18 protein-coding genes and 1 pseudogene are annotated in these 12953 nt (G+C 31.0%); 6 read left to right on the top strand and 13 right to left on the bottom strand.

Features of this window, described 5'->3' with window-relative positions; translation table 11 throughout:
- The 8 genes from RBH29_RS16105 to RBH29_RS16070 all read right to left on the bottom strand — a co-directional run.
- A partial coding sequence (locus RBH29_RS16105) for a DUF7507 domain-containing protein (protein ID WP_306698018.1) occupies positions 1 to 372 on the bottom strand: 372 nt, incomplete at its 3' end.
- A 237-nt stretch (positions 373 to 609) separates the two neighbouring features.
- Positions 610 to 912, bottom strand: a complete 303-nt coding sequence (locus tag RBH29_RS16100) for a DUF6618 family protein (protein WP_306698017.1) — start codon at positions 910 to 912, stop codon at positions 610 to 612.
- Positions 913 to 927: 15 nt separating this feature from the next.
- Positions 928 to 1179, bottom strand: coding sequence for a TIGR04540 family protein (locus tag RBH29_RS16095; protein WP_306698016.1), 252 nt, complete (start codon positions 1177 to 1179; stop codon positions 928 to 930).
- Between the two features lie 53 nt (positions 1180 to 1232).
- Positions 1233 to 2057, bottom strand: coding sequence for an ExeA family protein (locus RBH29_RS16090; RefSeq protein WP_306698015.1), 825 nt, complete (start codon positions 2055 to 2057; stop codon positions 1233 to 1235).
- The gene (locus tag RBH29_RS16085; protein WP_306698014.1) at positions 2050 to 2838 is read right to left on the bottom strand and encodes a Mu transposase C-terminal domain-containing protein; all 789 of its coding nucleotides are present in this window, start codon (positions 2836 to 2838) and stop codon (positions 2050 to 2052) included. The genes RBH29_RS16090 and RBH29_RS16085 overlap by 8 nt, the downstream gene beginning before the upstream one ends.
- On the bottom strand, positions 2796 to 3755 hold the full coding sequence (locus RBH29_RS16080) for a DDE-type integrase/transposase/recombinase (protein ID WP_306698013.1): 960 nt from the start codon (positions 3753 to 3755) through the stop codon (positions 2796 to 2798). Before RBH29_RS16080 ends, RBH29_RS16085 begins: the two co-directional genes overlap by 43 nt.
- A 226-nt stretch (positions 3756 to 3981) precedes the next feature.
- Entirely contained in the window at positions 3982 to 4494 is a 513-nt protein-coding gene (locus RBH29_RS16075; RefSeq protein ID WP_306698012.1) for a hypothetical protein, read from the bottom strand.
- A 453-nt stretch (positions 4495 to 4947) separates the two neighbouring features.
- Positions 4948 to 5100: a hypothetical protein gene (locus RBH29_RS16070; RefSeq protein WP_306698011.1), complete on the bottom strand. Its 153-nt coding sequence runs from the start codon at positions 5098 to 5100 to the stop codon at positions 4948 to 4950.
- Positions 5101 to 5381: 281 nt separating this feature from the next.
- Here RBH29_RS16070 and RBH29_RS16065 point away from each other — a divergent pair, with 281 nt between their 5' ends.
- Together RBH29_RS16065 and RBH29_RS16060 are read left to right on the top strand one after the other, a co-directional pair.
- Positions 5382 to 6092, top strand: coding sequence for a hypothetical protein (locus tag RBH29_RS16065; protein WP_306698010.1), 711 nt, complete (start codon positions 5382 to 5384; stop codon positions 6090 to 6092).
- Between the two features lie 2 nt (positions 6093 to 6094).
- Positions 6095 to 6991 carry a hypothetical protein gene (locus tag RBH29_RS16060; RefSeq protein WP_306698009.1) on the top strand — a complete coding sequence of 299 codons (897 nt, stop codon included), beginning with the start codon at positions 6095 to 6097 and terminating at the stop codon, positions 6989 to 6991.
- Between the two features lie 124 nt (positions 6992 to 7115).
- On the opposite strand, the gene RBH29_RS16055 is transcribed toward RBH29_RS16060, so the two are convergent.
- From RBH29_RS16055 to RBH29_RS16045, 3 genes are all read right to left on the bottom strand, one after another.
- Complete coding sequence (locus RBH29_RS16055) at positions 7116 to 7334, bottom strand: PD-(D/E)XK nuclease domain-containing protein (protein ID WP_306698008.1); 219 nt, start codon at positions 7332 to 7334, stop codon at positions 7116 to 7118.
- A 574-nt stretch (positions 7335 to 7908) separates the two neighbouring features.
- On the bottom strand, positions 7909 to 8430 hold the full coding sequence (locus tag RBH29_RS16050) for a nitroreductase family protein (RefSeq protein ID WP_306698007.1): 522 nt from the start codon (positions 8428 to 8430) through the stop codon (positions 7909 to 7911).
- 570 nt (positions 8431 to 9000) lie between these two features.
- On the bottom strand, positions 9001 to 9348 hold the full coding sequence (locus tag RBH29_RS16045; RefSeq protein WP_306698006.1) for an SH3 domain-containing protein: 348 nt from the start codon (positions 9346 to 9348) through the stop codon (positions 9001 to 9003).
- A gap of 412 nt (positions 9349 to 9760) precedes the next feature.
- On the opposite strand from RBH29_RS16045, the gene RBH29_RS16040 reads away from it, so the two are divergent.
- The 4 genes and pseudogenes from RBH29_RS16040 to RBH29_RS16025 form a co-directional block, all read left to right on the top strand.
- Complete coding sequence (locus RBH29_RS16040) at positions 9761 to 9982, top strand: phage integrase N-terminal SAM-like domain-containing protein (protein ID WP_306698005.1); 222 nt, start codon at positions 9761 to 9763, stop codon at positions 9980 to 9982.
- A gap of 144 nt (positions 9983 to 10126) precedes the next feature.
- The gene (locus tag RBH29_RS16035) at positions 10127 to 10405 is read left to right on the top strand and encodes a tyrosine-type recombinase/integrase (RefSeq protein ID WP_306698004.1); all 279 of its coding nucleotides are present in this window, start codon (positions 10127 to 10129) and stop codon (positions 10403 to 10405) included.
- Positions 10406 to 10497: 92 nt separating this feature from the next.
- Entirely contained in the window at positions 10498 to 10770 is a 273-nt protein-coding gene (locus RBH29_RS16030) for a tyrosine-type recombinase/integrase (RefSeq protein WP_306698019.1), read from the top strand.
- Between the two features lie 22 nt (positions 10771 to 10792).
- Positions 10793 to 11552: pseudogene (locus RBH29_RS16025) on the top strand (IS91 family transposase); the annotation flags it as partial.
- Positions 11553 to 12274: 722 nt separating this feature from the next.
- On the opposite strand, the gene RBH29_RS16020 reads toward RBH29_RS16025, so the two are convergent.
- Entirely contained in the window at positions 12275 to 12577 is a 303-nt protein-coding gene (locus tag RBH29_RS16020; RefSeq protein WP_306698003.1) for a type II toxin-antitoxin system RelE/ParE family toxin, read from the bottom strand.
- Positions 12564 to 12836 carry a type II toxin-antitoxin system prevent-host-death family antitoxin gene (locus tag RBH29_RS16015; protein WP_306698002.1) on the bottom strand — a complete coding sequence of 91 codons (273 nt, stop codon included), beginning with the start codon at positions 12834 to 12836 and terminating at the stop codon, positions 12564 to 12566. The genes RBH29_RS16020 and RBH29_RS16015 overlap by 14 nt, the downstream gene beginning before the upstream one ends.
- Positions 12837 to 12953: the final 117 nt, after the last annotated feature.

Raw genomic sequence — 12953 nt, 5'->3', positions numbered from 1 at the left:
ATCCTCATCTGTTACAGTTATATCTTCATATTGACCAGTAGCAGTTGCTATATTTTCTTGTTGACCTTCCGCCCAAGTACCAGTTACATCAACTGTAAATGACTGAGCAGGAGTTAGTGTGGTGGTTGGTATAGTTATTGATCCTAATACGTCATCGGTTAATGTCACATTATCAAGTATTACATTCCCTGTATTAGTTACAACATATCTAAAGATAGGATCAGTTCCTTGAGGAACATTTGGGCCTGGAGGAGTATCAGCATCTAAGAAGGTAATTCCTCCATCTGGTGATACAAGTTTTTGCACATCAATTCTAGGCTCAGGGCTAAAAGGTCTCATTAGTTCACAGTGAATCCATCTAACATTTTGCATATTTACAAAACCACTTATGAACTGACCACAACCTTGAGCATTTGAGTGACCTATATTTGTTGTTGTAAGACAAGCTATTTGGCAGGGAATTAGACAAGATAATTTGCAGGAAACAGACAACATCTAAAAATTTGAAAATACAACTCAGTAAGACAAGATATTTGACAGTTAAGACAAGAAATATAGCAGGAATAAAAAAGAACAGCCAATTTGACTGTCCTTGATAATATTTTAAAATCAAAGATGCTTTTCTAATGTATAAAGTGCAGTTGCTACTGTAATTCCATCTACTTTTCTAAGTACTTCGGTTAAGGCTTCTGTATTCCAAAACAAATCACGGAAATTAACAAGGTGACAGCCTGCTTTAAAATCAGGCATACAAGCATAGTAACCACGACTTGTCTCACCAAAAAGAACCATAATACTTGATCTACTTAAAATGTTAATTTCATAGTGACTTCCCCAATTTTGAATTTTTGTTATAGTTCCAAACCATCTTTCAACGGATTTGCCTTTTTTCATAGTACATTCAAAATTCATTTTATCACTCCCATTTCAAAAAAGTTTTTGCTGAAATCCTTCAAGCATAATATTTACAAGTTCTAATCTCTTTTTCCCTATTCGGTTTGTAACGGTAGGATTAAAACCTTTTACACTAAATAATTTTTTACCGTGTTTTGATGCATAATGGAATAAAAGTTCTCTTAGTTGTTTTTCACTAAGTTTTTTAGAGATATATCCATCACACGCATAGATTAATTGGGCTGCAAGCATTTTAACTGTTGTAGGATTTTTTATGATATCCAATAAAGTCACCTCATTTCTGTTTTTCTAGGTCTTAATTTGTATGATATTTGTACCTAAATAGGCATTGGTTTATCAAAAATATGAGGGGATTCTTCATACAAACTTTTTATATAATTTTCTGTAACAATAGTCTTTTTGTCCATATAGCCTTGAAATAAGGATTTATAGCATAATTGATTTATCTTTCTTGGAATACCAGAAGTCAGCGAATGAATTACAGGATAGCACTTATCATCAAATATTGGTGTTTTAGATTTTACTACAGATAGCTGGTGCTTAATGTACTCTATTGTCTGAGCTGGTGTAAAAGACTCTGTTTCTATAGAGAGATTAATTCTTTGTTTCATTGGGAGATTTACAGAAAGATTCATTGTTTTAGATAGAAGAGGTGGTAAGCCTGATAGAATTAAGGTGAAGTTAGAAGCCTCGTCATAAAAGCTTCTAAGCTCATCTATCATAGGTATGGAAAGGCTTTGGGCTTCATCAATCACTAAAATATTAAATTTACCTTGTTCATTTTCTTCTCTTAAGAAATTAATGATTTGTAGTTTAATATCGTCTGCATTGTATGGAGGATTTAACCCCATTTTGACAGCAAGAGTTTTGTATAAAGCTTTTTTGTTGGGGCTCGAAAGTTCTACATGGCAGATTCTAAAATATGATGGATCGAGTTCATTTATTAAATAAAACAAAAGAGAAGTTTTTCCGGAACCTGCTACACCTGTCACAACCATTAAATGTCTTGAATAAAATGCTGGTGATAAAAATGTACGATTCTTTAAAAAGTTTTCACTTTCAAAAGGTGTCTTAGACCTTTGTATAAAGGGCATATTACAAATTGAAAAATGTTCACATATTGGTTTTAAAATATTATTCATACTTATTCTCCTTCTCAAGTTTAGATAATTTTTCCATGTAATTTAAACGTATTTGAGCAATATAATATAAAAAGTTTCTGTTAAAATCTTTTGTTTTTTCAGACAAGTCTTTTAATATTGACACTAAAATATCTTTATTAAATTCTTTGAAAGTATCCCACAACTCATTAAGCTTTCCTTTTTCTTGGAACGTTAGTTGTTTTAGCCCTATAGAAGTTTTAACAATATCAATAAATTCATCTCTTGTAATTGTTACAGTTGCTTCAACAGGTGGTCTAATAGGATGATTTGTTTCTTCAATTTGAAGATTTTCTCCTGAAATATTTTTATCAATATCAATTTGAAGTTGATTTTCAAGATATTTTTGATATCTGCTTTTAATATTTTTAAAGTATAATTTTGATATATCACTTTCATATCCAGATTCTTCTGGTATACCAGCAACATTTTTGTGTCTTTGTGTTTTTAAATCAATAACTTTTGCTGTACCAAAATATTTATCCTTGTAATATACATGAAGATAGTCTATATGAAAAGCGTTGTATCTGATAATGACTTTTTTACCTACGAGCTCTGCTGGAGCTTCATATGTATTTCCTTCAAAAGATATAACTCCATATTTATTAATAGTTCTCTCTTCTGAATGTAGAAAAATTTCTTCAATTTCTACAGGTGAAAAAAATCTTAGCTTAGTACCTTTATTTAAGGACATATCCCACCGTTCTTTTGGAGATACTCCTATAGAAGAATGTATTTTGTCATCGTATTCGTTTTTTTCCATGCAAAATACAAATCATTAAGTTCAGATAATGATTTAACTGGGTGTTTTTTGATTTCAGAAATAAAAGAATCCTGTACTGTTTTCCAATATCTTTCAATTTTTCCTTTTCCACATGGCTTATACGGAGTTGAATATTTTACTACAATACCAAGGCGTGCACATATTAATTTGAATTGTTTTGATATAAAAATTTTGCCGTTATCTACATATAAAGTATCTGGAGCTCCATACTTTATAACCGCTTTTCTTAGAGTGTCTTCAAGTCTAGGAAGGGTTGCATCAAAGTAAAACTCTGAATGTGTAATTCTTCTTGAATAATCATCTAAAAATCCTATCAAGTATACAAGCTTATTAGCATTATTTCCATCAGGTATATAAAAAGCTTCCATAACATCACTTTGCCACATGGCACTTATTCTATCCTTCTCATGTTTAACGTACACTCTCTTGTCTTTAGAAAGGCTCTCACGTGTATAACCATATTGGTTTAAAATTCTGTTTACTGTTCTTACATGAATTGAATCATCTTCTAGTTTTCCTGCAAGAATAAGCATAGTCATAATTTTAGGAGCCGATCTTCTAGGAAGTTCTTTTTTTAGGTTGAGAATTTCTGTAATTACATTATCATCAATAGTTGGGTGAGTACCTTTATCACATCTTCTTTTAGGTTTCAATGCGTCAAACCCATATTTTTTATAGTCTGAGTAATATCTAAAGATTGTCCTTTCAGAAAATGTTACAAGACGTTTGTTTACTACATCATTAAAATGCTTTTTTGCAAGTTCTTTTGCCGTTTTTTCTACAAATCCAGGTTTTGCATCTAACATTTCTGATATTACCTGAAATCTGAAAAATGCAACAGCATCTTCTTTTTTTATCGGCAATTGATTCATTAAAACACCTCCATAATTTTTCATTATGGATTATCATATCTTAATGCTTCTGTAATAACTATACAATAGTTTCTTGCTGTATATTTAAAAATTTTTTAGTACAAAAATATCACAATAAAAGAACAAAAAGAACAGGAGTAGTTCAATTATCGATATCCAAAAACAATATTTTTAGACACTAATTAAAACTCATTATAACTTAGAAGTTTAATTATGGAATTTAGAGGCGTGAAAATTTTGTTTAAGAAAATTATATGGTAATTAGACTATTTATAAGAGCCAGTGCTCCATTTTGTTTCCCACAAAAAGCTCTTGCTGTTATTATAAGCATGTATAAAGTACCAAATAATTTTTGTGATAAACCTTTTGTTTCAATTATTAAAGGAGAATTATAAACTTCTGTATATTTAGAGTTAAGTAACCCAGTATAATTGAATTCTTTACAGTTACTTTCAATGCCTTTAATAATGTTTACAATACGATCTTCGCAGTCAAGAAGTTCTCTTGGGTCATCAATGTGCTCAAAAATATTCTCACCCTTTCTGGTTTTGCAACTAATATACTCAAGTAAATTAATACAAGGCTGAATATATTTCTTTATAAAGCTGGGAAATATGCTTACATATTGCCATTTGCTAATCTCATCATTGAACCACAATGCAGTTTGAACTCTATATTCAACGCTATAAAGACAATTATTTTCATCAAGTAGATAAAGCTGTCTTTTAAAAGTACCATTTAGCTTGAGTTTGACACTATCCAAAAGTCCTAACTTGCCACGAATGAAATCGTGCGTTATTATATTTTTATAGTGTTCCTGATAAATTTTATTAAAATTTTCAGGATTACACTTGAAAGGTATCTCAACCTTTAATACAATTGATGTAGTTGGTTTTTTGTAAATAATTGATATTATATCATATCTAAATTAAAAAAGGGTTCGGGTGGTTCCGAATCCTTTCCAACTACCTTACTGAAGTCTAAGTTGTCGCAAATTCAAGGAATTACTGAAGAAAAGCTTGTCCCTCAACATTATTCTGGAATGGTAATTACATCTTCCAATTTAAATTGAAGAAGCATTTCTTTTTTGATTACTGCTCTTAATGTTCTTTCTACTGAACGATTAATGGTAAGTAAATCTTTTACTGTTGGAGCTGGTGAAGTAGTTTTCCTTTGAAGTGTTCCAAGGACATACTGAATTTTTTCTGCTTCAGCATTAATTATATGGGCTAAAACCTAATTCTTCAAAAGCTATTGATGCTAAAAGAAGGTTTATTGCGTCCTCTCTATCAACATCTATTTCTGGTATCACATCAGGTATAATTGGAAATGACATATTTTTTCTCTTTTCATTGTTGTTATGTTCCATACTATTCAAATTTTTAAATTTATATGTATAAAAATCAAGGTCACTTATGTTGTCTTGTCCTTTTTTATTTTTTTGAAATTTTCATTTTTTGAAAGAACTTAAGTTTTAAAAAGTTAATATAAAAACTTTTTGACTTTTATATAGCATATTTTTTCTATAAAATACACCATTCCCTGTAAACTTTTTCATCATATATAAGTATACTGATAGCAAAGTTGAATATTAAAATATTACTTAATTGCAACTTTCGTTGGGGCATGTTGTATAGAAGGGAGAGATCTATGTCTTTATATAATGATAAATTTAAAAATGATGGGAGTCAACTACAAAATGTGTTTTCAAAGGAACTAGTATGCATTAATGTTACAAAAATATTAGACCAAGTTGCGTTAAGAAGCTGTGTTAAACGTGATGTTGTACTATCCCCTGGAAAAGAAGTATGTGACCCAATATTTAATTTAGATCAAATAAAAGACTATTATACAGAAGAATTCAAAGTTAAGTCAGTTAAAAATTCTATTACTAGACCTGAACATAAAAAGCTTAATTTGTACATAAAAATTACATATACTATTTATTACTCTGATGGATTTAATCACCTAGTACAACAGGATTCTTCTGATTTTAATCTGGTAGTGGAAGATATATATTGTCCTAACCATATTAGCTCCAAACAATCTTTAAATGATATTATGGAGTATGAAATAAAAGCTAATGCAATTTCAACAGCTTTTGGGGAGGTACTCTGTCCCTCTACGGGAGCTTTAATGTTTGATATAGGAGTATTTTTTATTATCAAGTGTCAGTACCAAACTGATGTACTTGTGCCAACATTGGGCTATTGTCCAATTCCTTCTGAACAAAAGAACAATACTACAAGAAACTGTACAATCTTTAAGGATAAAAGTAAAACTCCTTTTCCCAGAAATTTTTTCCCTAAAGAAAAACAAAACCCACTAGACCGAAATCAAGAAGATTCAAAGGAGGATTAAAAATGTCATTTCCAATTATCCCAGATATTAGTCCCGAAATTAGTATAACATTTGAAGATGCCGTCAATCTTCTTTTAGTCTCAGTAGCACTTGAAGAAATGAGACTTTCTGAACTTATTGATGCTGAGACGAAAAAAATATTATTTGTTTTAGATAAATGCAAATGTAAAAATTCTTGTACAAAGGATGCTCTGGATGTAAACAAAAGTGTTGATCAGACTGTAAAAAACATAATTAAGCTCCAGATGCTTTTACAGTTTAAACTTGAAAACATCTCTGAATTATTACCTGCTACTACAACCACCACTACTACTACCACTACTACTACCACTACAACTACAACTACAACATCAACTACTACAAAATCAACTACTACAAAATCAACATCCACTACCTCCTCATGTTCAACCACCACATGTACAACTAAGAGTTATACTTCTACAAGTACAACCACTACTACACATAAAAAGTGCAAATGTAGTCTTACGGGTAGAGGAGTTGGGAAAGTATCAAATTTTATGGATGAATTCTATAATAATACTTCTGTCCTCCAGGTATGCGTATGTGAGAATTGCAAAAATTCAAAGTACAATACACTTTCCTACTCTGTACATAAAAATGGTGTAATGAAGAGCATTATTGCCACCAGTTTACATATAAAATGTCCTTCATCTACCTCTCCCCTTATAATAAGGGGAACAGCAAATATAGAGATAAAATCAAATCTCTTCCAACCAGTTATGGAAAGTGGAGAGTTTCAACTTACAGTCTGGGATAATTATATGGGGAACCCTAGCTTTCAGATTATAATAAAAAGTGATACTGCTGAATTTGATCATGATAGCGGCATAGTTCATACAGTAAATTCAGATTTAGAGATACGAAATTGCCCCTGTTAACTTGTATAAGAGACATGACAGGGGCTATATTGGACCCACAAAATCTCTTTTAATGCGTTCAAACTGCTCCAAAAACACCCCACTAGTTCTATGCACCTGATTTAAACTACTAAAAATTACAAAATTAAACCGTATCTATTTTTACTTCCTTACCTTTAAACGCAATACTTATTTTAACAACATCATTAATTCCAATTCCCTTTATTTCTTCAACATACCTCTTATCTTCTATTTGCTTTAATGCCGATTCTAATGCTTGATCTATAGTTTCATTTCTCAACTCACTCGCTGTCTTAAACTCAATTATTATTCCTTTTTTCCTTTTATCGTTTGGAATAATCATTACATCAAAACATGATAAAAGCTTTCTGAACTATCTCTTCCCACGTCATTATACGGTACTTGCAAAAGTCTCATAAAAAGTCTCAATATCTCCTGACAACAATGCTTTTAGCATTTCATGAACGCTTCCACCTGATGGAAAAGTTAATATCCATTTTTAAAAAGAGATTTCTAAAAATATGTTCTATCTTTAAACTTTGATAATTTATAAAATACAAATATTTTTAGTTGTAACTAAATTTATAATATATTTTTAAACATTTATATTTTTTTATTACTTTGCTATGTTAATTATAGTATAATATGTTTAAAATAAGTATGCCTGCATTTAAAATGACACTTATATATTTTTAGAAAATATTTATATTTATTTTAGTAACAAAATTATGGCTCTTCGCTATTTTGTGTGGAATTTTTGTGTTATTTAATTCTCCCCACACAAAATAGCGAGGAGCCATTTATTAATGATAATAATGCTTATCAGTGTTGTCAATAGTGCATAAAAAATTAATTAAATCTATCACTCAAAACATATTGATACCTGTTATTATCTTATTTTACTTAAATAACTTACTCTAATTATAGCTTTCATACATAACTGTATCCTCGAGGGGTTTTCTCTCGGTTTTATGACGATCAGAACTCAAAAAACCTTCGGAAGGATAACCTAAGATAAGTAATGCAGTTGGTTCTATGTATTCAGGTATATTAAATTCTTTTCTTATAATCCCCGGATCAAATAAGCCCACCATTACGCTACCAATATTCAATTCCCTTGCAGCCAACATCAAGTGGTCACAAACAATACCAATATCCAAGTCGCCCGAACATTTTTGGTCAAAAGGTCGTATTAAGGGATTCCTTTTATCCTGACATACAATTAGAACACATTGAGAACCGAAAGTTTGATATGCTTTTTGAACCTTGAAAATACCATCCGGTCTCTGAACAACAATAATTCGCTGTGGTTGCTTATTGCAAGCTGTTGGTGCCACTCGTCCGGCAGATAATATTAGGTCAAGATCATCTTTATCTATTCTCTTTTCCGTAAACCCTCGTGTTGTACATCGTCGTTTTGCTAACTTTAAAAAATCCATTTTAAAATTCCTTCTTGTACAAAATATAATTATATTTACTCTCAATATTTAACTATTACACAGCATCAATTTCTATAGATTTATTTTATAAATATGTGCATATTAGCTGTGCCTCTTTTACGTGGTATTTCACATAACGTTGTTTAGTTTTTCTGTTTCAGCCGCTTAGGGCTCCGCCCCTTTGCGGGTAGAATTGCTAGAACTATATTGTTATATGCTGCCCCATGACCCCAACGTCAGAGCCACATGGACGTGGCTCCTAAATTTTTACTAATCATTTCTGTTTGCTTAATCTTTTTGTTTTAAGAATAATAGCTTCTGAAAAAACTATACTATCAAGGTTTGTGACAGCACCGTTTTATACTTCAAGATTGCTAGTTAAAAAACATTTCTTAATTGTTTTATTCAGAATGATTAGGCTATCTTCAAAATAGTTGATTATCTTGCATCTTGATAAATAGTTATGTTCATTAAATCTATCAAGCCGTCTTATAGTCTTTCGATGAAGCATTTAAATAATAATGCGTATTAAAACACCTCACTATTCATATTTATCTAGTGTTTTAAAAGCTAGATTTCTTCCAAGTGGTTTAGTGGAGCCCATCCTTTTATACTCGGCTCATCTTTTTTATTCCCCCATACCCAACCGTTTAACACTTTATCCATAATGATGATTTCACCAACATCTATATCAAATTCTCTAGCATTGTAGTCTTCTAGTATAAGTCCAGTATCACCACTTCTATCAATTATTTGCTTAGGAACCCAACCTTGATTATTATTGCTTTTACAAAAAATCCAATTAATCCAATCACCTTCATTAGATTCTTCGCCACATATAACTTTCTCACCTTTATGTAAAACTATTGGATTATTCAAATCTGCTTTCCTATTTCTAATAACTCGATAATTGCTCATGCTTTGCATCTCCTTTATTATATAAATTTAAAACAAGTATTAAAATTAACGTATTTCCCCTATTATGGCTTCTTCAAAGCCATTCCAAGCCACACGATGTGGCGGAGAAATTCCTCATGGGGTTGCATATAACGTTTTGATTCACAACGTTCCTGAACCAGACCCTGAGAGTCTTTCTTCTTTGGCGGCGGCTTGTCCGCCTGGTGAAGGAATGTGGCGAGTCCTTCTTCATGTTCATGCTTTAGAGGACTGCTTTATGCTTTTTTCCACAAGCCCTTGTGTGAATCTTTTGTTGAACTAAACCGCTTACGCGGTGGCTGTTGCTTGTTTTAATTTCACGTAAATTATATAACAATTATACTATACTTTCCTTTAAAATGAAATTAAATAATTTTAAAGGAGAGTGGTTATTATGACAAATAACAAAGCATTTGAAAAAATGAAAGAAAGAATGGAACTTAGAGGTTTTGCAATTTCAACTCAAAAAACTTATCTAATGCACTTAAGGCATTTTACAAATCATTTCAAATTGCCATTTAGTGAAATGAATTATGATCATGTAAGGAATGCCTTAGAAATAACTTCGTATTCTCAAGGACAAAATTCCGATGATTTAACGGGTTTTGGACGATGAGAATCGGTTGTTATTTCTTAGCCATTACTAAGAGACTTTTTACTACATGCAATAAAAGTTAAAAAACTTAGCAGTGAATATATTAATTCTTCCTATAGTGCTATAAGGTTTCTTTATGAAGGTGTCTTTGAAAGAGATTGGAATATGAAACATATTCCCCGTCTTAAAAGTAAGAAAAAGTTTCCTGTAGTATTATCTAAAGAAGAAATTAATACAATATTTAAAAATGTTTCTTACTTAAAGCACAAAGCAATGCTTGTAACTGCTTATTCGGCAGGTTTAAGAGTTAGTGAAGTTTCAAAATTAAAAACTTCTGATATTGATAATAAGAATATGCAAATATTTATCAGGCAAGGCAAAGAAAATAGGGACAGATTTGCATTACTTTCAAAGAATACTCTTTATCTACATGTTTTGCAATAATCCTTTTACAATAATTATTGGGGATATTGCAAGATCATGTTTCTTAATTTATGAATTGCATATAAACTTCATTAACTTCATGAAAAGTATTTATTGCAATTCATCTACTTAGAAACTATTATAAACAACTTCATCCGAAGAATACTGATTGGCTTTTCCCAGGTCAAAATCCTTCTAATCCTATTAGCACAAGAACTATTCAATCAGCATTTAAAGACGTAGTTAAAAAAGCTAGTATAACTAAAAAAGTTACTCCTCATACTCTAAGACATAGTTTTGCCACTCATCTCGTTGAAGATGGTACAAATCTTATAACAACGGAAGCAATTGCAACACACCGTTTCAACGAGGCTAAAGATATGTGATTACTATTTTTTCTAGCCTCGTTATAATTCCTGTCGCAATAGGCATTGTCCTAAATGTCAAAATACTTTCCACTCATTACTTTCATGTTGTATTTACAGTACCTGACCTTTTGAATAAATTGATTTTTAACAACAAAAAACAGCTTTATAATCTTCTTTTTAAGTGTGCGTCAGAAACTCTTTCTGAACTTGCAATGGATAAAAAATACTTGGGAGCTCAAATTGGCATTACTGCTATTTTACATACTTGGGGACAAAATTTATCATTTCATCCTCATATACACTGTATAGTTCCTAGCGGTGGGTTATTGCCTTCTGAAAAAACTTTTAAACACTCAAGAAAGAAGTTTTTCATTCCTATAAAAGTTCTTAGCAGGAAATTTAGAGGAAAGTTTATGCATAATTTATGTTTACTTTTAGAAAGAAAAGATATTATTCTTCCAACTGGAACTGACTTTAAAGCTCTTAAGAATGAACTTTATAGTAAAGAATGGGTTGTTTATTGTAAGCCACCATTTAAAACACCTGAAAATGTTATTGAGTACCTTGGTCGATATACTCATAAAATTGCAATAACCAATAGTAGAATAATTACCGTTAAAGATAATCGTGTTTATTTTAAATGGCGAGATTATAAAGATAAAAACAAAGAAAAGGTAATGAATCTTTCTGTTTTTGAATTTATAAGAAGGTTTCTCATGCATGTTCTACCTAAGGGGTTTTTTAAGATTAGACATTTTGGACTTTTAAGTAATAGAAACAAAAAGACAAAACTTAAACTATATGAATTGCAATAAATATTATTCATAAAGTTAATATGCAATTCATAAATCAAGGAACATGATTTTGCAATATTTAAAAGAAATATTATAAAAGGATTATTGCAAAACATGTATGTCAAAAACTTACTGGTTCAAAGTTTACTGAAGTAAAAAGACTTAGTAGACGTGAATTTATAAAAAAAATATTTGGTTCTGATACTTTTTGTTGTCCTCTTTGTGGTTCTGAGTTTATAAACAGAATTATTTTAAGGGAATGACTTTTTATTAACTGAATAGAAAAGATTAAAAACTCATTAACCATGGGTCTGTTTTGCTATGCCTATTTTTGGCAAACAAGCAATAAACCATGTTAAAAATTAGGAATATTACGATTAAAATGTTGCCACTAGCAAGAAGGAAGTAAAATTAAATCCCCATATGAGCTTCTAGTTTCAGCGGCTTCGTTCATCATGCAATTCCGAAATTTCCAGCGAGATGTACATAAATTCAGCTCTATCCATTCTAGCCTTGGATAGAGCTTTTTTGTGCCGAAAACTTCGGAACGTTGGCTAAGTGTTCACAACGTGCCCAGCGAATGAATTTGGGCAGGATGACCTCATGACCCTTCTTTGTAGCCCTTCTACGTGCTTTGACCTTTACTTGAATGGACTTGTTCTCTGAAGTGGGTAGCCCCTCGTAGCCTAGACATCAGGGATGGTGTAGTCCCTATTTTTCTCTGTTTATTATAAAAACCATTCATATTTACAACGTCCGTATAGTATTCTTCTTACTTCAACTGTGTTTTTATTTACTATAAAAAATACCGAATAATTATCGACAATTAATACCCTATATCCTCTCTGTCTTAGCTGAGGTAACTTAATCATTGGGCATCTATTTGGCATAACGTTTAAACTTCCAATCTTCTCAATAATGCTATCATAGTGTCTAATCGCGGCTTGAAGAGAAAGTGTATTTAGATAATCAATAATATCCAACAAATCTTGCTTTGCTAGTGGAAAAATCTTAATATTATATTCTTCCATGGACGTTTTTCCTCAATTGCTTTGCTACTTCAAAAAAATCTTCACCTTTTACTCCATTTTTAATTTCAATTTCCGCTTCAAACAATTTTGAATATAACTCTAACAAGGCTTGCTGGCGTTCATAGCTTTCTATACTCATAACCGCTAAATCTCCTATGCCATTTTTTGTAATAAAAACTGTTTCATTTTCACTATGGCAAATTTCCGATATTTCATTTGCTTTGTTTCTCAAGTCTGATATTGGTCTAATATTTGGCATAACATCACATCCTATCATAATTAATACTTATATTATATCATAATTTTGATATTTCTTCATCTAGTATTGAGAATTTCTTCAACGAAATTGCTTATACAATCGGTGCATGGACGCACC

The organism is Herbivorax alkaliphila (genome assembly GCF_030848475.1).
GTDB lineage: Bacteria > Bacillota > Clostridia > Acetivibrionales > Acetivibrionaceae > Herbivorax.
The sequence above is the reverse complement of the archived record's forward strand: the minus strand, read 5'-3'. Positions and strand labels throughout refer to the sequence as shown.